This is a genomic window from Rahnella sp. NRRL B-41462, from assembly GCF_003263525.1.
Taxonomy (GTDB): domain Bacteria; phylum Pseudomonadota; class Gammaproteobacteria; order Enterobacterales; family Enterobacteriaceae; genus Rahnella; species Rahnella aceris.
Genome location: NZ_JYDF01000009.1, coordinates 51834 through 70507 on the forward strand (window position 1 = coordinate 51834; position 18674 = coordinate 70507).

16 protein-coding genes are annotated in these 18674 nt (G+C 53.4%); 5 read left to right on the plus strand and 11 right to left on the minus strand.

From position 1 onward, the window contains the following. The first annotated feature begins 121 nt into the window (after positions 1-121). Positions 122-925, plus strand: coding sequence for an inositol-1-monophosphatase (gene suhB, locus UC14_RS02855; RefSeq protein ID WP_013574361.1), 804 nt, complete (start codon positions 122-124; stop codon positions 923-925). Between the two features lie 80 nt (positions 926-1005). On the opposite strand, the gene UC14_RS02860 is transcribed toward suhB, so the two are convergent. Continuing rightward, positions 1006-2025 carry a nickel/cobalt transporter gene (locus tag UC14_RS02860; RefSeq protein ID WP_037036418.1) on the minus strand — a complete coding sequence of 340 codons (1020 nt, stop codon included), beginning with the start codon at positions 2023-2025 and terminating at the stop codon, positions 1006-1008. Then, the gene (locus UC14_RS02865; protein WP_370447448.1) at positions 2016-2681 is read right to left on the minus strand and encodes a DUF1007 family protein; all 666 of its coding nucleotides are present in this window, start codon (positions 2679-2681) and stop codon (positions 2016-2018) included. The genes UC14_RS02860 and UC14_RS02865 overlap by 10 nt, the downstream gene beginning before the upstream one ends. 187 nt (positions 2682-2868) lie before the next feature. Here UC14_RS02865 and csiE point away from each other — a divergent pair, with 187 nt between their 5' ends. Continuing rightward, positions 2869-4149: a stationary phase inducible protein CsiE gene (gene csiE, locus UC14_RS02870; RefSeq protein WP_013574358.1), complete on the plus strand. Its 1281-nt coding sequence runs from the start codon at positions 2869-2871 to the stop codon at positions 4147-4149. On the opposite strand, the gene UC14_RS02875 is transcribed toward csiE, so the two are convergent. Both UC14_RS02875 and glyA read right to left on the minus strand, forming a co-directional pair. After that, positions 4146-5306, minus strand: coding sequence for a 3-phenylpropionate MFS transporter (locus UC14_RS02875; protein ID WP_112151291.1), 1161 nt, complete (start codon positions 5304-5306; stop codon positions 4146-4148). The two genes, csiE and UC14_RS02875, sit on opposite strands and share 4 nt — an antisense overlap. Before the next feature lie 163 nt (positions 5307-5469). After that, a complete protein-coding gene (gene glyA / locus UC14_RS02880) occupies positions 5470-6723 on the minus strand; it encodes a serine hydroxymethyltransferase (RefSeq protein ID WP_015689472.1) in 1254 nt (417 codons plus the stop codon). Positions 6724-7055: 332 nt separating this feature from the next. On the opposite strand from glyA, the gene hmpA reads away from it, so the two are divergent. Beyond that, entirely contained in the window at positions 7056-8246 is a 1191-nt protein-coding gene (gene hmpA / locus UC14_RS02885; RefSeq protein ID WP_112197197.1) for an NO-inducible flavohemoprotein, read from the plus strand. Between the two features lie 64 nt (positions 8247-8310). Here hmpA and UC14_RS02890 read toward each other — a convergent pair whose 3' ends face one another. The 7 genes from UC14_RS02890 to UC14_RS02920 all read right to left on the minus strand — a co-directional run bounded on the left by UC14_RS02890 (position 8311) and on the right by UC14_RS02920 (position 16315). Continuing rightward, positions 8311-9714: a cytochrome c gene (locus tag UC14_RS02890; RefSeq protein ID WP_013574354.1), complete on the minus strand. Its 1404-nt coding sequence runs from the start codon at positions 9712-9714 to the stop codon at positions 8311-8313. Between the two features lie 10 nt (positions 9715-9724). After that, entirely contained in the window at positions 9725-11326 is a 1602-nt protein-coding gene (locus tag UC14_RS02895; RefSeq protein ID WP_013574353.1) for a GMC family oxidoreductase, read from the minus strand. Positions 11327-11352: 26 nt separating this feature from the next. Beyond that, complete coding sequence (locus UC14_RS02900) at positions 11353-11874, minus strand: sorbitol dehydrogenase family protein (RefSeq protein WP_013574352.1); 522 nt, start codon at positions 11872-11874, stop codon at positions 11353-11355. Between the two features lie 419 nt (positions 11875-12293). After that, positions 12294-12632 (minus strand): nitrogen regulatory protein P-II, encoded by a 339-nt coding sequence (gene glnB / locus UC14_RS02905; protein ID WP_013574351.1) that lies wholly within the window; start codon positions 12630-12632, stop codon positions 12294-12296. 154 nt (positions 12633-12786) lie between these two features. Further along, on the minus strand, positions 12787-14124 hold the full coding sequence (glrR, locus tag UC14_RS02910; RefSeq protein ID WP_013574350.1) for a two-component system response regulator GlrR: 1338 nt from the start codon (positions 14122-14124) through the stop codon (positions 12787-12789). Beyond that, a complete protein-coding gene (qseG, locus tag UC14_RS02915; RefSeq protein ID WP_013574349.1) occupies positions 14121-14876 on the minus strand; it encodes a two-component system QseEF-associated lipoprotein QseG in 756 nt (251 codons plus the stop codon). Before qseG ends, glrR begins: the two co-directional genes overlap by 4 nt. Then, positions 14876-16315, minus strand: coding sequence for a HAMP domain-containing sensor histidine kinase (locus UC14_RS02920; protein WP_015689470.1), 1440 nt, complete (start codon positions 16313-16315; stop codon positions 14876-14878). Before UC14_RS02920 ends, qseG begins: the two co-directional genes overlap by 1 nt. 763 nt (positions 16316-17078) lie before the next feature. On the opposite strand from UC14_RS02920, the gene UC14_RS02925 reads away from it, so the two are divergent. Further along, on the plus strand, positions 17079-17801 hold the full coding sequence (locus tag UC14_RS02925; protein WP_013574347.1) for a hypothetical protein: 723 nt from the start codon (positions 17079-17081) through the stop codon (positions 17799-17801). A gap of 93 nt (positions 17802-17894) precedes the next feature. Next, positions 17895-18662, plus strand: coding sequence for a hypothetical protein (locus UC14_RS02930; RefSeq protein WP_013574346.1), 768 nt, complete (start codon positions 17895-17897; stop codon positions 18660-18662). The last annotated feature ends 12 nt before the right edge of the window (positions 18663-18674 follow it).

The following is an 18674-nucleotide window of genomic DNA, read 5'->3' on the forward strand; positions in this document are numbered from 1 at the left end:
TCTTAACCAGACGGAAAATCACAACAGCCTAACACAACGGTAGTTAATTTTCAGAACCCCTGCTATACTGCGCGCCGTTTCCCGTATTCCCGTTCTTTAACATCCTAGTTGGAAGATATCCATGCATCCGATGCTCACCATCGCCGTGCGCGCTGCGCGCAAGGCCGGTAACCTGATTGCCAAACATTACGAAACGCCAGACTCTGTAGAATCTACACAAAAAGGTACCAACGATTTTGTTACCAACGTAGACCGCGATGCAGAACACATGATTATCGATGTTATTCGCAAATCCTATCCAAAACACACCATCATCAGTGAAGAGTGTGGCGAGCTGGAAGGCGAAGACAAAGACGTACAATGGATTATCGACCCGCTGGATGGCACCACCAACTTCGTTAAACGCTTCCCACATTTCGCTGTTTCTATCGCCGTGCGCATCAAAGGCCGCACTGAAGTCGCGGTAGTTTACGATCCAATGCGTAACGAACTGTTCACCGCGAGCCGTGGTCAGGGCGCACAGTTGAACGGTTACCGTCTGCGCGGTACTAACGCGAAAGATCTCGACGGCACCATTCTGGCGACCGGTTTCCCGTTCAAAGCAAAACAACACGCAACCAGCTACATGAATGTGGTTGGCAAACTGTTCACCGAATGTGCAGACTTCCGCCGCACCGGTTCTGCTGCGCTGGATCTGGCCTACGTGGCCGCTGGCCGCGTTGACGGTTTCTTCGAAATCGCCCTCAAGCCCTGGGATTTCGCCGGCGGTGAACTGCTGGTTCGTGAATCCGGCGGCGTGGTGACTGACTTTGTTGGCGGCCACAACCACTTCTCGTCAGGCAACATCGTTGCCGGCAACCCACGCGTCGTTAAAGGTATTCTGATGACCATGCGTGATGAACTGAGCGAAGCGCTGAAGCGTTAATTCCGCTGAGTATCAGTTAAAAAAAACGGACGTCCTTTCGGGCGTCCGTTTTTTTATGTCTGTTGTTTATGTACAGGAGGTTATCCCCTGAATGGCCCGCCGGTTATCGGTGAAACATCACCGCCGCCGGTGCTGAAGAGCAAAATGCCCGCCACCAGCAGCACAATTCCGCCGGTCAGCGCCAGCAGTGACCAGGTGATCCGCTGCCACGCCGCAGGCGTGCGGGTTGCGCTTAGTTTCACTGCCAGCGCACGGCTGTAAAACACCAGCACACCAATCAGCGAGACGGTCAGCGAGGTGCCGATAGCCATCGTAATGGCTGAAATCACGCCCCAGTTGTAGACGCCAATCACCTTGGAAAACAGCAATACCATGATCGCGCCGGAACACGGGCGTAATCCCATCGCCAGCACAATCGCCACCTGCGTGCGCAAATCTCCGCCCGCCTGAAGCTGCTGATCGTTTGGCACATGCTGATGGCCGCAACCGCAATGTTCGTCGTGGACATGCGTTTCATTGCCCATCGGCGACAGGCTGTGGATTTTCATGGCGTGAACCGGACGCAAACTTTTGATGGTTTGCCACATCCGTTTAAGCGCCCGCCAGCACAACAGCAACCCCAGCAACATCACCAGAATGAAACTGCCCCGCTCCATCCAGAAACTGCTCTGATGCAGCTGACGCGAAGACAGTTGCAGCACGCCGAGCACCACACTGACCAATAATATTGCCACCAGCCCCTGCACAATCGCCGACGCGAAGGTCAGCTTCAGGCTGTTTTTCAGTCGCGAAGGATGCGTCGCCAGATAGGTGGTGATAACGATTTTGCCGTGCCCCGGCCCGATGGCGTGGATCACGCCATAAATCAGGCTAAAACCGGCCAGCGTCATACCCGCCTGCATCGGATTTTCTTTCACCTGCCGCAGCAGACCCGCCAGTTCCTGATGTAACTCCCGCTGCCAGATAATGCTGCTGAGCAAAATACGCGGCCAGTAATGGATTAACAGGGAAGCGCCGCCCGCCAGCAGCAACAGAAATACTGCCAGCGGCCAGAGATCGCGCCAGGACAGGGTTTTCGATGGCGTGGAGATTAATGACATTCCAGCGTGACCTTCTGAGCAAATTGCTGACCAAGATCCATGTCTTCAGGCGGGGCATCAGCCTTATCGAGTGACAGGGCATAATTTTGCAGCGAGGCATCCGGCTTCGGCGTAAACAGCGCCAGCGTACAGCGTTTTTCCAGCGCCGGTGGCAGATGCAACGCGGTTTTGTCTTTATAGGTCATATCGACAAAATACGAAGGATCAAAAGTGGAGAATTCCATCGGTTTGCCTTCCAGCCCTTGCGGTTTGGCCAGCGGCAGGACGAATTCCAGCACTGCCTGATCGCCCTTACGGGAAAGCTGATACTCACTGGGCAGATCCAGATATTTCACCGGTTTTCCGTTGCGATAGAAATCCGTGAAGTAATGCTGGCTCAGCACCCGCGCCATGACTTCGGCCGCCAGTTTCTTCCAGATATCCGACCCCGGTTTGGCGTTCTGTGCGTCGTACAGCAAATCTGCCGAGGTGATTTCATCCATCGTCCAGACCATTTTCAGCCCGGTCAGCGAGGTTTCATTCGCCACCAGCGTGGTCTGCATATCAATAAAACTGTGCGGGTGCGCCAGCACCGTTGCGGGCAGACAGAACAGCGCAACGCCCAGCCATTTGGCGTAACGGGAGAAAGGCCGGTTCCGGGCCTGGTGTAACGTCATTTCCATATCAGGCGCCATTATATTGTTACTAAGTAACAGTATTTTGCTGTGCATTTAACCGGTCGTCAAAAATATCTGTGATCTGAGTTGTAAGCCGGAGTAAAAGCCAATCCCCGCGCCTTATTGCGGGCATTCGCTTTGCTATGCTTGACTAATAATTTCAGGCGATACCTTTTCGGCAGGTGATATGAATCCAGAAAAACAGCCCTCCCCTGCGCTTTCCGCTACGCAACGCCGTTGCCACGTGTTGCTGATGCTGTACGCGCCGCTGACGGCGGTTCAGCTGGAGATCATCAGCGAAATTAACGGCGTCGGGCTAGACATGACGTGGGAAGATCTGGCGGAAGTGACCTGCGAAATTCAGCGGATCCACCAGCTTGATGTGCTGCAGTACAGCGAAAAAGAATGCCGCATTCAGGGCGATACGCTCGCTCAAAGGCTGTGTTTATTTCAGGGCTTGCGCCGTACATTGCGCATTTCACCGGACTTCGTTTCCCGCCATTTTATTCCCTGGCTGCATATTGCCTTCGAAGGCCAGGCCTGCCCGAAGGCTGCTCTGCGCACCGACATTCTTGGCATGATGCTGGAAGATTGCGGCGCGTTATTACCCAAACCCCTGAGCGGACACGACCGCCAGCTGATGCTCATCTGCCTGCAATACTGTCTGTGGCAAAACAATGGCCCGACCGGCTTACGCTTCACCGAACAACAGCGTCGCTGGCTGCGCGAAAAGCCCGAATATCCTGCCGCCCGCGAACTGTTTATTCAGTTACAGGAACTCAGCAACGGTCGGCTGGATGAGTGCGAATGTGAGTTTTTCACCCTGATGTTACGCATGCTGAAAATCCACAGTTATCAGAGTTCCGGTTCGACGGAAGATCAGCGGCTGTTATTAGAAATTGAAAATATGGTGGCGCGTTTTCAGGATATCGCCGGGATGAAATTCAGCAGTTACGAAGGGCTGGTCGGCCAGCTTTTCGCCCATCTGGGCCCGGCGATCGAACGCTGTCATTTTGGCATCGGCATCGACAATCTGATGCAGGAAGAAGTGAACCGCATGTATCCGCGTCTGGTGCGAACCACCCGCGAGGCGTTGCAGGGTTTCGAACACGAATATCTGATTACGCTTTCTGAGGATGAAATCGGGCTGGTGGCGATCACTTTCGGCGCGTGGCTGATGCAGGGTAATGCCTTGCAGGAAAAACAAATTTTGCTGCTGACGCACGACAATCCGCAGCTGGAAGAAGCGGTCGAGCAGCAAATTCGCGAAGCGACGCTGCTGCCGCTGAACATTAAATATCAGACGCTGGCGGATTTCTATAAATTCGGTGCGCCGAGTGGCGTAGCGCTGATTGTCACCCCTTACGCCACCCGCAGCACCGACGCCGACCCGCTGGTGATCCACACGCAACTACCGCTGGCCAAAGAGCAGCGTAAACGTATCCGCTCGCTGCTCGAAGCCCCCTAACGGGCTGACGTCACCGGCGCTGACGGCGTAACCACCGGACGCAGGAAAATCGCCGGCACCGCCAGCAGCGCCATCACCCAGAACAATCCGGCATGCAGATGTTCGAACAGGAAACCGGATACCATGGTCATCACGGCCACGCCGCCCCCCATCGCCAGTGCGGAATACACCGATTGCAGGCGGATCACCTGATCACGTGGTCGTGCGGCGATAAATCGCATGCCCGCCAGATGGCAAACCGTAAACGTGCCGCAGTGCAGAATCTGCATCACAATCAGCCACGGCAACGCGGTAAACGCGCCCATCATTCCCCAGCGCACCACGCCACACAAGGCCGAAAGCAGCAGCAGATCCCGCGCTGACCAGCGGCTGAACAGCTGTTTGCTAAAGGTAAAGACCAGCACTTCCGCCACGACGCCCAGCGACCACAAATAGCCGATGGTCGTGGAAGAATAGCCCACGTCCTGCCAGTAAATTGCACTGAAACCGTAATACGCCGCATGGGCGCCCTGCAACAGCGTCACACATAACAGGAAACGCCAGACTGGCTTTTCGCCAAGCAACGCTTTCCACGAAATACCCGGCGCACCGCTGGTACGCGGCTCTCCCACCGGCTTCACGCTCGGGCGCAGCAACATACCGAGCAACATCGCGGCCACGCCTGCGGTCAGTGTGTACAAAATCGCCTTATGACCGTAGACCTCAACCAGCTTGCCGGTCACCGCCGATCCAATCACGAAGGCAATGGAGCCCCAGACACGCACCTTGCCGTAATCCATATTGATCTGGCGTTGCAACGTGCCTGCCAGCGCATCGGTCAGCGGCACCAGCGGACCGAAAAACAGACTGAAACCGGCAATGTTGATCATCAGCCACGCCCAGCCGTTGCCAAACCAGAACCCGACGGCAAACGCCAGCGTAAGCAGCGCCAGAATACGCAAACCGGTGATGAGGTAAGACGGGTCTTTGATGGACGGAGAAATGATTAACGTGCCAAGAAAACGGGCGACCAGACCCGCACCCAGCAACAAGCCGATGCTTTCGGAGGAGATCCCCTCACCTTTAAGCCACAGGCCCCAGAAAGGAAGAAAAATACCGTAACTGAAAAAATAGGTGAAATAACTGAGTGCAAGCCAGCGCGTGGAACGCAATTCCATAAATCCTCCGGTGTGAGGCCAATACTTTGACAAAGCTCACAATCGCTAGCAATCCGCAGACGCTTTCATACTCCCGTAATGTCTGCCAGCTCACAAATTCTGATACATGCCCATAAAAAAACCCGCCGTAGCGGGTTTTAGCAGCTTAACGGCTTCGCAAATATTACGCGTAAACCGGGAAACGTGCACAGATGTCGAGAACTTTCTGTTTAACGCGTTCGATCGTTGCTTCGTCGTTCACGTTGTCCAGCACGTCACAGATCCAGCCAGCCAGTTCGCGCACTTCAGCTTCTTTGAAACCACGACGGGTCACAGCCGGGGTACCGATACGCACACCAGAGGTCACAAACGGGCTCTTCGGATCGTTAGGTACGCTGTTTTTGTTCACAGTGATGTTAGCGCGACCCAGAGCAGCATCGGCTTCTTTACCGGTCAGATTCTTATCGACCAGATCCATCAGGAACAGGTGGTTGTGCGTACCGCCGGAAACCACTTTGTAGCCGCGTTCCAGAACTACAGCCACCATTGCCTGTGCGTTTTTAGCCACCTGCTGTTGGTAAGCTTTGAACTCAGGTTCCATCGCTTCTTTCAGTGCTACCGCTTTACCGGCAATCACGTGCATCAGCGGGCCGCCCTGACCACCCGGGAAGACAGCAGAGTTCAGTTTTTTGTAGAACTCTTCGTCGCCGCCTTTCGCCAGAATCAGACCGCCGCGTGGGCCAGCCAGCGTTTTGTGCGTGGTGGTGGTCACGATGTGTGCGTGTGGAACCGGGTTCGGGTAAACGCCCGCAGCAATCAGACCGGCAACGTGTGCCATGTCAACGAAGAAGTAAGCGCCAACGCTGTCGGCGATTTCACGCATTTTTGCCCAGTCAACGATACCGGAGAATGCAGAGAAGCCGCCGATGATCATTTTTGGTTTGTGCAGTTCGGCCTGACGTTTCACGTCTTCGTAATCGATGTCGCCGCTTTCGTCGATACCATAAGGCACCACGTTATACAGTTTACCGGAAAGGTTAACCGGTGAACCGTGCGTCAGGTGACCGCCATGGCCAAGGTTCATCCCCAGAATGGTGTCGCCCGGTTGCAGCAGTGCGGTATACACCGCGAAGTTTGCCTGTGAGCCGGAGTGCGGCTGAACGTTGGCGAAATCTGCACCGAACAATTCTTTTGCACGGTCGATAGCCAGTTGTTCAACGATGTCGACGTACTCACAGCCACCGTAATAACGTTTGCCCGGGTAGCCTTCTGCATATTTGTTGGTCAGTTGCGAACCCTGAGCCTGCATGACACGCGGGCTGGTATAGTTTTCTGACGCAATCAGCTCGATATGTTCTTCCTGACGAACAACTTCTTTTTCCATTGCTGCCCACAGCTCAGCATCATAATCGGCAATGTTCATTTCACGCTTTAACATCCGCATCTCCTGACTCAACAAACTAAAAATAAACGCCCCTTCCGGGTTCTGCGCCACAGTGTAAATGTTTAAGCGGCCTTCGGATAGGGTCAGTTTGAGGTTTTTAGGCAAACGATTGGCTCCAGATACAGCAAGGCTTTGATCTGCGAACATCTGTCCATAATCAAGGGATAAATATTCACCTGAACATGTACAAATTTCAGCTTTGTGACTCAGCCCCTGTCGGGAAAAGCCCTTACCCCTTTAGGGGGTGTTTACAGAAATAGTGGGTTTATATAAGATGCATTTAAAATACATGTTTAAATAAAATCATCACAGACAAGGTGTTCACCATGCTTGATTCAGCCACTATCGCCACCGTTAAATCCATTATTCCTTTGCTCGCTGCGACCGGTCCGAAACTGACCGCACACTTTTATGACCGTATGTTTGCGCATAATCCCGAACTGAAAGACATCTTCAATATGAGCAACCAGCGCAACGGCGATCAGCGTCAGGCGCTGTTTGATGCCATCTGCGCTTATGCCGCCAATATTGAAAATCTGGCGGCGCTGCTGCCTGCAGTGGAACGCATCGCGCAAAAACACACCAGCTTCACCATCCAGCCTGAACAATACAATATTGTCGGCGCTCACCTGCTGGCAACGCTGGATGAAATGTTCAGTCCGGGTCAGGAAGTGCTGGATGCATGGGGCAAAGCCTATGGCGTGCTGGCGAATGTGTTTATTAACCGTGAAACCGAGATTTATCAGGACAGCGCAGAAAAAACGGGTGGCTGGCGCGGCACGCGTGAATTCCGCATCGCCGAAAAACAACCGCAGAGTGAGCTGATTACCTCTTTCCTGCTGGAACCTGTCGACGGTAAACCGGTGGCCGACTTCCAGCCAGGGCAATATCTGGCGGTATATATCCGCGATGCCTCACTGGAAAATCAGGAAATCCGCCAGTATTCCCTGACCCAGGCACCGAACGGCAAAACCTACCGCATCGCGGTAAAACGCGAAGGGCAAGGTGCCGTATCCAACTTCCTGCATAATTTTGCGCAGCCGGGCGACATCATTCATCTTGCTGCCCCTCACGGTGATTTCTTTATGGATATCAGCGATACCACGCCGGTGGCGCTGATTTCTGCAGGTGTTGGTCAGACGCCGATGTTGGGTATGCTCAATACGCTGGCAGAACGCGGACATCATGCGCCGGTACAATGGCTGCACGCGGCTGAAAACGGTGCCGTGCACGCATTTGCCGGTGAAGTGACAAGCGCGCAGAAAAACCTGCCGCAACTGGAAAGCCATGTCTGGTATAACCGGCCACAGGCGAATGATTTACCCGGTGAAGATTTTCAGTATGAAGGGCTGATGGATCTGAGCAAAGTCAGCGCACAGCTGAGCGATCCGGCGATGCATTTCTACCTGTGCGGTCCGGTCGGCTTTATGCAGTTTGCAGCGAAACAACTGCTGGCGATGAACATCAGCGAAGCCAACATTCATTACGAATGTTTCGGTCCGCACAAAGTCCTTTAATCCCTGCACGAAAAGAAAAGGCTGACACAGAATGTCAGCCTTTTTTATTGCTGTTCAGTACAGATTAATGACGACGTCGGCGACGTACAAAGAACAGCGCAATCAGCAGGATAACCACCAGTCCCGCAATGCCCATGCCCCAGTGCGCCAGTTCAAGCAACGGCGAAGGTTTGCCACCTGCACGCAATTCTTTCACGCGGTCAGATGTCACTTTCGCCTGATCGTTACCAAACTGCCGCAACAACTGATTGCTCAGCGTAGCGACCTGCGTATCCGACAGTAAATGCTCAAACGCTGGCATCGCGACATCTTTGCTTTCCGGCCCGCGCTGCACGCCATGCAGAATCGCCATCACCAGGTTGTCGCTGTTCAGGTGCCCGAGCGCTGTATTATTGATCAGCGACGGCAGGCCACCGTCCTTGCTGCCACGGCCGTCGGGCTGATGGCAACTGGCACAATAGCCGTCATAAACCTGCCAGCCAGTCATTTTATCGGCATCAGCCGGACGCGGAACACCACGCAAAGTATCGGCATAATTTGCCGGTGATCCGAACTGGTCTGCGGCTCTCGCCTGCCCTTGCTGACTGACCGGCGTGGTCTGTTTCAGCCAGACGGCAATTGCCTGCAAATCGCTGTCACTCAGATGGCTGAGGCTATGGTCGATCGCTTCCGCCATCGGCCCTGCCGCCTGCGCTTTACCCGGCGCGTGACCGGTTTTCAGGTAACCGGCGATCTCACCGGTGCTCCAGTTGCCAATCCCGCTGACCGCATCCGGCGTAATGTTCGGCGCGAACCAGGTGCCCAGACTGCTGCCACCCAGCGCTTTATCGCCCTCCTCCGCCATCAGCGCATTACGCGGCGTATGGCAGGTGCTGCAGTGCGCCAGTGCCTCGCCGAGATACGCGCCACGGTTGACCTGATCGCTTTTCGACGGATCGGCTTTAAACGCGCCTTTTTCGAGGAACAGTAAATTCCAGCCTGCCATCGACAAACGCACGTTGAACGGGAACGGCAGCGCCGTCGGCGTTGACGGCACATCCACCGGCTCCACGCCCTGCATAAAGTAGGCGTACAGCGCTTTCATGTCGTCATCGCTGATTTTGGCATACGAGGTGTACGGCATCGCCGGATACAGATTCGCACCATCACCGCGCACGCCATCACGCACCGCGTGTTCAAATTGCTCCAGCGTGTAATTGCCGATACCGTCTTTTTTAGACGGTGTAATGTTGCTCGAGTAAATAGTGCCCAGTGGCGTTGCCAGTCCGAGGCCACCGGCGAACGGTTTGCCGCCTTCGGTGGAGTGACAGGCCACGCAGTCCCCGGCGACCGCGACATATTCGCCTTTCCTGATCAGCGCATCCTGTTCCGGCGATAACGCGGCATAAGCCGCGCCCGTACTCAGGCTCAGGCCAAAGGCCAGCAACGCGCCCGTCAGACGTTTTTGAGTTAAACGATTCAGAGTCATGTCAGTCAGCCTATAGCGCAGTTTTGGCAAGATGATCAGCAGTGCGTAACGCCAGTGCGACAGCGGTCAGCGTCGAATTGACCGTGGCCGAGGTCGGCATGACACCGGTACTGGTGATGAACAGATTTTCATGGTCATGAGTACGTCCGAACGCATCCACCACGGAATCTTTCGGGTCATGCCCCATGCTCATCGTGCCGGTAATATGCTGGTTGTTGCCGTAAACGCCCGGCTTGCTGAAGCGCAAATTGGTGCCGCCCATCAGTCTGGCGATCTCGGTATATTCTTTTACCGCGCGCGCCATACCGCGATGCACATAATCGTCCATGTGGTAAATCGCTGCCGGTTTCGGGATACCCAGTTTGTCTTTTTTGTCGCTGAGAATGATGCGGTTATCGTAATTCGGCAACTGCTCCATCACGTTTTTCAGGCTGGTCTGGTGCGAGGCACGGCGACGAATTTCGTTATCCAGGCTGATGCCGTAAACGCCTTCCGCCAGCAGATCTTGCGTTACCGACTGCACCTGAGATGAGTTGGCGATATCGATACGGAACGAGGCGTAATCTTTACGGAAATCGCCGTCGCGCAGGCTGTTGATAGACGCCGGACTCATTGGCCCGCGCCCCGCCCACAACGGTTCTTCGGTTTCGAAGGTCAGTGAGTTACTCGGGTGATCCATCAGATGACGCCCGACGGTGCCGGAACTGTTTGCCAGCCCGTCAGGATATTTATCGCTGGCGGAGATCAGCAGCAGTTTCGGACTTTCGATGCCGTTCGCCGCCAGCACAAAGTTTTTCGCCGTAACTTTATGTTCGCCTTTATCCGGGTCGTAATAATGCGCGGCAACAATACGGCCTTTCTCATCATGCTCCAGACGGTAAACCACCGCGCTGGTGATCAGTTTTGCACCCGCCGCTTCAGCCGCCTGCGCGGCGATGCCGCCGTGATATTGCGCGTCAATCGGGCAAATCGGCATGCAGTTGTTGTTACCACAACAGGCAGGACGGCCGTCATAGTTACGGCTGTTACGGGCGGTGGTGTTAACGATCACCTCATAACCGCCCGGTGCCAGACGCTCGCGGAAACGCTGTTGCAGCCAGGATTCAGCGACCGGTTCCATCGGGAAGGGCTGGCTGCGCGGTGAACCGTTATTCGGCGCACCGGACACGCCCATTTTCACTTCGGCTTCGTAATAAAACGGTTCCAGCTCTTCGTACGACAACGGCCAGTCACGCCCGACGCCGTACAGTGTTTTAATCTTCATATCATTAGGCAGAACACGCCATGCCTGCGCCGCCCAGTGCCAGGTCGTGCCGCCCATAATGCGGATGTATTCCGCCGGGAAAGGATACGGCCCCTGCTGTTGCAGATAATCATTATCTTCCGGTTTATATACCGGATGCGGTGACCAGTCCGAGTACGGATATGGCGACATAAAGTCTTTTTTGCGCGGCGAATTACGGAAGTTTTCAGTCAGCGTACCGCGATCAATACGCGGGCCGGATTCGAGAATAATGACGGAGATGCCCTGTTTTGCCAGACGCTGTGCGACCAGCGAGCCGCAGATCCCCGAGCCGATGACGACGACGTCAGCGGAAAGTTGTTCACTCATTGTTTAACCCTTTTTGAACGTTATTTTCAGACAGGCTGTTTTGCCCAGGTGCCGTAAGCGCCGTAGGCATAACTCGGCGGATTGAGGTGATCGCGAACCGCAACATTCATCAGCGCATTTTCATACGCCAGACAAACCGCCTGTTTGCCATCGCCGACCACACCGAGATACCACGCCTGAAGAATGCTGCGCGGCAATTTCGCCAGCGCGGGCTGCTGTGCATCGAGCGCTTTTTGCAGTTCAGCGGCATCAATGTGATTCGCCGTAATAAACGCCTGCAACGCCTGAACCTGCGCGGTGAAGTCCGGATACAGCGCTAACATCGTCTGGTAATAACGTTCAGAAAGGGCCAGGTCCAGCCGGTCGTGACCGGTCAGATACAGCGAGAGTTGGGTGAAATCCTGTTTTGCCTGTGACAAACCGGCAACCGGCGCGGCATAGACCGGGCTGAGCAGCAGCTTATTCATCAACGGAACGGAAAGCGCCGCCAGTGCGCCCCCTAAAAATACGCGCCGGGAAATGCGTATGGGTTTTTCTGGTTGTGACATTGCAAAGCCTTCTGAATGGGTGTGAAAACCACGATCAACGGAGATCAATCCACACCAGTTCCGGCCGCCTGATACTTTCACCCTGAATTGTTTTAGTGGGTGATTACAACGTATCTGACAGGTTATCTGAAATGGTATAACAACAAACGTGATTTTACTCTCACTTTTTCAATGAAGTCACAATAAAAACCCCACAAATTTCACACAAAACTAACAAATAGCATTTTTTGTGGTTATTGGCGGAGAGGAACTTTGGGGGCTGATGAACAGAATTAACCGCTAAGAACTGGATAAACAAAGAGTTGAGAAGTGATGTGGTTAAAAAAAGATTGGTATAACAAGACAGGAAGGAGGAAACGGGGAATAACAGAGAAAAAACTCAGGGCCGGTAACATCGTATTACCCGCCCTGATGAAACATTAAATCGCTTCTTCGTCCTGCTCGCCGGTACGGATACGCACCACACGCGCCACATCAAACACGAAGATTTTACCGTCGCCGATTTTACCGGTCTGCGCGGTGGTCATAATAGTTTCCACGCAGGTATCCACGATGTCATCCGCCACGACAATTTCGATTTTCACTTTTGGCAGGAAATCGACCATGTATTCCGCACCACGGTACAGTTCTGTGTGACCTTTCTGACGGCCAAAGCCTTTCACTTCGGTCACGGTCATCCCGGTAATCCCGACTTCAGCCAGTGCTTCACGGACATCGTCGAGTTTGAATGGCTTGATAATCGCATCAATCTTTTTCATGGCGGACCCTTATAATCATTCGTTTGCTCTCCGCCTTCCTGAGCGGCAGCATGGTTCACAATCTGGTTTCGGATGCCGGAGGCATGCGAAGGCGCTAAAGGTATCATAGTTCAGCGGCAGGAATGTACCTCAAGCCTCTGAAAGTAAATTCCCGTTACTCTTTAAAATCGGTCGCTTCTAATTCATGACGGGACAGCAACTTGTAAAACTCGGTGCGGTTACGCCCGGCAATACGTGCTGCCTGCGTCACGTTGCCTTTGGTGATTTGCAGCAACTTGCGCAGATAATTCAGCTCGAACTGATTACGTGCATCGGCAAACGTTGGCAGCGCGGTATTTTCACCTTCCAGCGCCTGTTGCACCAGCGCTTCGCTGATCACCGGTGCAGACGTCAGCGCCACACATTGCTCGATGACGTTCACTAACTGGCGCACATTGCCCGGCCAGCTGGCAGCCATCAGCCGTTTCAGCGCATCCGTCGAAAAACTGCGCACAAAAGGTTTATGTCGCTGCGCCGCAACACGCAGCAGATGATTGGCCAGCAGCGGAATGTCTTCTGATCTTTCACTCAACGTCGGCAGCTTCAGGCTGACGACATTGAGGCGATAAAACAGGTCTTCGCGAAACTCCCCCTTCTCCATCGCTTTTGGCAAATCACGGTGCGTCGCAGAAATAATGCGCACATCCACATCGACATCCTGATTGCTGCCCAGCGGGCGCACCTTGCGTTCCTGCAACACGCGCAGCAATTTCACCTGCAGCGACAAGGGCATATCGCCGATTTCATCAAGGAACAATGTGCCGCCGGTCGCTGCCTGGAAAAGACCTTCACGGCTGCTCACCGCGCCAGTAAACGCCCCTTTGGCATGACCGAATAATTCGGATTCCAGCAACTGTTCCGGCAATGCGCCACAGTTAATGGCAATAAAGGCTTTCTTGCCGCGCGGGCTGGCACCGTGGATGGCCTGCGCCAGCACTTCTTTACCGGTGCCGCTTTGGCCGTTAATCAGCACGCTGACATCAGACTGTGCGACCATATTGGCCTGTTCAAGCAGACGCAACATAATCGGGCTGCGGGTGACAATCGATTCGCGCCAGCTTTCATCGACTGACGGGCTGGACTGCGCCAGCGCTTCATCGATAGCTTTATACAGCGCATCGCGGTCAACCGGCTTGGTGAGAAATCCAAATACGCCCTGCTGGGTGGCGGCGACCGCATCGGGAATAGAACCGTGTGCCGTCAGAATGATCACCGGCATGCCGGGCTGGAATTTCTGGATTTCGGCGAAAAGCGCCATGCCGTCCATTTCATCCATGCGCAAATCGCTCAGCACCAGATCAATACGTTCGCGATGCAGCAAACGCAACGCTTCAGCGCCGCTTTCCGCCGTGGTGACGCGAAAACCTTCGCTGGTCAGGCGCATGCCCAACAGTTTTAACAGGCTGGGATCGTCATCAACCAGCAATAAGCTGGCAGCTTTACGTATCGTCATTTGGCGTTCTGATCCTTAGCGGGCGGCGCATAGGTTTCGGCAGGTTTGACCGGCTTACCGGATGTCGCTTTCGCAGGTACGCTGGCGTCGTTATCCGGCAAATCTCCCTGAATTTGTTTACGCGAGGAAAGCTGACGCTCAATGTCGGTCAGGTTTTCCAGTTTACGCCGCGTATCCGCAAGATTGTTTTCCAGCACCTGCTGTCCGGCGATCATCGTCTGAAGTTTTTCTTCATTCATCACCTGCTGACGGGCGTTGCGGGCTTTTTCATCCCCCAGCACCACCTGCAAATTCTGACGTTCACGCCATAACTGCACCAGCGGGCGAATCGAACCCGGCATCTGGCCACGGTACTCGCTCACTTTCGCCAGCAATGCGCGACGCTGTTGCTGATCGGGATCCGCGCCGGCAAGCAGGATGCTTTGTTTAAACACCTGTTCCCAACTTGTGGCCGGGATCTGCTGCGCCTGGTAACGCGCCTGCGCATCACTCATCCGGTCAGCGCAGTCCATCGCCCGTAACCAGTACAGCGAATTGGTCAGCGCGTCGCTGTCATCCAGCGCCCAGAGGGTTTCACAGGGCGCAATGCGAAAGTCGATCACTTTGCTGTCAGGCACGACCTGATCGGAAACTTGCTGATAATAGGGATTACTGGCGGAATGCGGCGCGCAGCCTGCAAGCACCAGCGGTATGCTCAATAAGATTACCCGGCAGCGTAACAACACATGCAGCCAGCCTGAAAATTTCATCATTATTCATTCTTCTCAGCCGTCAGGGGCAATTCGATACGAAAACAGACGTCCGCATCCTCAACGGCAACCAGTTGCAGCTCTCCATGCATGCGGCGAATACAGTCCTGAGCAATACTCAACCCCAGACCGCTGCCTTTTACAGCCCCTTTCCTCTGCTGGCTACCCTGGTAAAAAGGTTCAAAAATCATCGTGCGCTCGGCCTGCGGGATCGGTATTCCGGTGTTCGCCACCTCGATTATCACCCGTCCGTTTTCCTGCCGGCTACGGACCCAAATAGTACCGGATTCAGCCCCGTAGTGCACCGCATTGGAATAGAGATTATCCAGCACCCGCCTCAGTAAGGTCGGTTCCGCCAGACACCGGGGTGCACCGATAATCACTTCACTGCGGATTTTCTTGGCGCGGGCGGGCAGGCTGTTAGCCGTTACGACGTCATCCACCAGCGCTTTAAGATCGACAAACACACTCAGCGTCGGCGCATCAGCCAGCTTGCGGTTGTAATCGAGCAGTTGTTCAATCAGCGTTTGCAGGTGACGGCTGCTGCTATTGAGGATAGCCACCACCTCTTTTTGATCCGGCGTCAGCGGCCCGGCCACTTCATCTGCCAGCAGTTCGGTGCCTTCACGCATACTGGCGAGCGGGGTTTTAAGTTCATGAGAAATATGGCGCAGGAATTCGTGGCGCTGTGATTCCAGCCAGGCAAGACGTTCACTCAGCCAGACGATGCGCTGCACCAGCGAGCGGATCTCCCGCGGCCCTTTAAAACGGGTCACATCGCCCAGATTACGCCCTTCGCCCAGCCGGTTGATCATTCGTTCAACACCTTTCACCGGCCCGATGATCATGCGGGTGAACAGCACCACCAGCGCGCCACTGAGCAGAAAAAGTACCAGCGCCTGCCAGCCAAAGAACTGACCACGTTCAGCAATCGCGCGCTGGAGTTGCTGTCCGCGCGAGAACACCACTTCCCGCGTCGCCTGAACCATTTCGGCATTGGTGCGCGAGAAATTTTCCAGCCGTGCAGAGGAATCTTTATCCGGCGAGTTATTCAGGCAGGCCGGTTGTGTCAGTTGAGTCAGTAAGGTGCGCAACGTCTGGTAATAGCGTAAATCCGGCAGCACAGACGCATGGGCATCCAGCAACTGGGCATATTGCTTGTGCTGATTCTGATAAAGGCGGGAAAGGGTCGGATCGTCAAGGACGCAATACTGGCGGTAGCTGCGCTCCATCTCCAGCGCGATGCCGGACATCGATTCACTGCGACGCGCATCACTCAGCGTGGTGCGGTTGATACGCGCCGCCTGCCGGCTGAGCTGATCCAGGCTGTCATAGGCCTGATAGGCCAGCACCAGCAACGGCAGCATCACCAGCAGGAAAGCCATTAAGACCAGCTGACGTAACGAGCCGGGGAATAAACGTCCTCTTTTCAACGCATTCATCTCATTGACCACAGATAACGTCATGCTAGCGGACAACGGTTTGAACAGCCAGTGTCAGAGAGGATATGTAAAAGGATTGGGAAACAAAAAGGCAGACTTCAGAGGGGTTGGTGTTGCAGAACATCCTGACGGATGTTCTGCAAACCGGAAGAGGTGGTGCCTCACTCAACGTGTCGTTCGATGTTTGATAACGTGCTTGCGCAACGATTATCGGTCGGGTGAACGATAGGCACCGTTTCTTTGGCGTCATTCGGACATTATGAGCATATCAACGCTTTCGCGTGAGCCAATCATAATCAGGTGAATGAGCAACTGCCCGATTCTAGCAGGATGCGTGCCAACTTTAAAGTTTAATTATCAAGTAGATGAATTTAAAGGTTTTTTATTTTAAATGTGTTTTCAGGCATCTGCACGACGCGCAATAACCCGTTTAAAAAACACCCGGAGTGTCGCCGAAACCCAACAGTATTCGATGAAGTAATTCAAACGCTTAATTATCAATATCTTAAATGTCTCCAAATGACGACATCACATAACGTGATTGTCGCCATTTTATGACACACGCTGTTTCGCAGGGGGATGACGGCTTTCCGTCGCAGAAAATATACGCAATGAAAAAATCTGCCGGTTTCACGGCCGCTTATACCTCCCGTTAAAGAGAAGCTGCAATATCATTATTCTTAAGAAGTGATTAAGTCATTAAAAAAAACTCATATGTTATATTCCTCACCATATTCCCCTAAAATTTACCCGCGAGATTATTATGTTTTCACATAAAAAATCAGGAATTCATTTTATTAAAAAGCAGGATATTAAATATTCATCTGGAGATAAGGAAAAAATACTCAACAGTTGGCGTTCCCTGCCGAAAAACTATTTGCTGGTTCATGCCTTTGAGGGTGAAGAAAGTCCTTTTTGCCAGCACCGCGCAGAGTCTATTTTAAGCAGTTGGGATATTATCAGCACCTCGTTGGTTGACTTAAAAGATATTAAACCCTTAACCAAAATTAAACGCTATACCGGGATGTATTGCACCACAGCCTTAATTCTGGATGTCCCGGTGCAAAATATTCTTGGGACGCATCCGACTGACGTCTGGTTTCCTAATCATATCGGGCGTGAAAATGACTATGCAGCGGGAAGAATTATCGATGCTTCAGCCCTGAGTCGGGCGATATTCCGGGGAGAAGGCAAAGAAGATTACCATTGTGAAGGTGGATATCAACGACTGCTGACACCTCAGTCGCTTCTGTCAGAAGATAAAAAAACACGCTCTATCGAATCACATAATGAGGTACTCATTATTGGTCGCCCGGGAGTTAAGTTATATGCAGGTCTGCCGGCAACACAAAGGATCCGGGTGCGCAAAATAGTCGTTGCCGAACCGACAGAGAGTAACAGCATGTATGACTATTATGCAGGCTCACCAGAAACAGTCGCCGCTAAAGTGGCGGAAATCAACGAATTAGAATACGAAATAGTTTGAAGGAATTTCGATAAGTACAGGATCCCGCCTGATGTAACACCATAACGATGAAAGCAGACTTAATAAAATATTGACTATTTCAGGATTGATATCATGCCATTTTTCAAAAAGAAAACCCCGACATTATCGCCGCATGCAATGTATTTAGCTGAGCGGGAAAAGCGGGGCGATAGAATAAAAGCGCGGAATCTGCAAAAAGCAGCCATACTGCAAAGCTGGGCCGTACTGCCTGAGCGCCATGTTTTGGTCCATACCTTTGAACTGCAAGAAAGCCCGTTCTGCCGTCAGGACGCAGCCTCCCTGTTTAATAGTTGGGATGTCTTCAGCACATCATTGGTTGATTTAAACGATATTAAAAAATTCACGACAGAGTCTTTTCGTTACACAGGGATGTATCACAACATCGCGCTGGTTCTTGACGTCCCCCGACAAAATATCCTCGGGACATTCCCGCGTGACGTGTGGTTTATGAACCATGCCGGACGGGAAGGATGTAACCCCCAAGGGCGGGTGCTCCAGCCCTATGGACTTGTGGAGTGCATTCAGAGCGGAAGAGGGGTAGGTGATTTCAGATGCGAGGGTGGCTATCAGCAACTTTTGACCCCCGCGGCTCTCATGACGCAAGATAAAGTGATCCGTAATCAATTTACCCACAATGAAATACTGATTATCGGCCGCCAGGGTCTGAATCTCTATGACGGGCTCCCCGCAACTCAAAGCATCCGGGTGACGAGAGTGTTAGGCGCCGATAAGAGGCAGTCTCCTGACTACAGTAAAGTCCCTGCTGGTCACATGAAGACCACGGAAGAGATTGGAAAACACGTTGCCCGGCTCAACAACGTGCCCTTTGAAATGCTCTGATCACACGCCCGG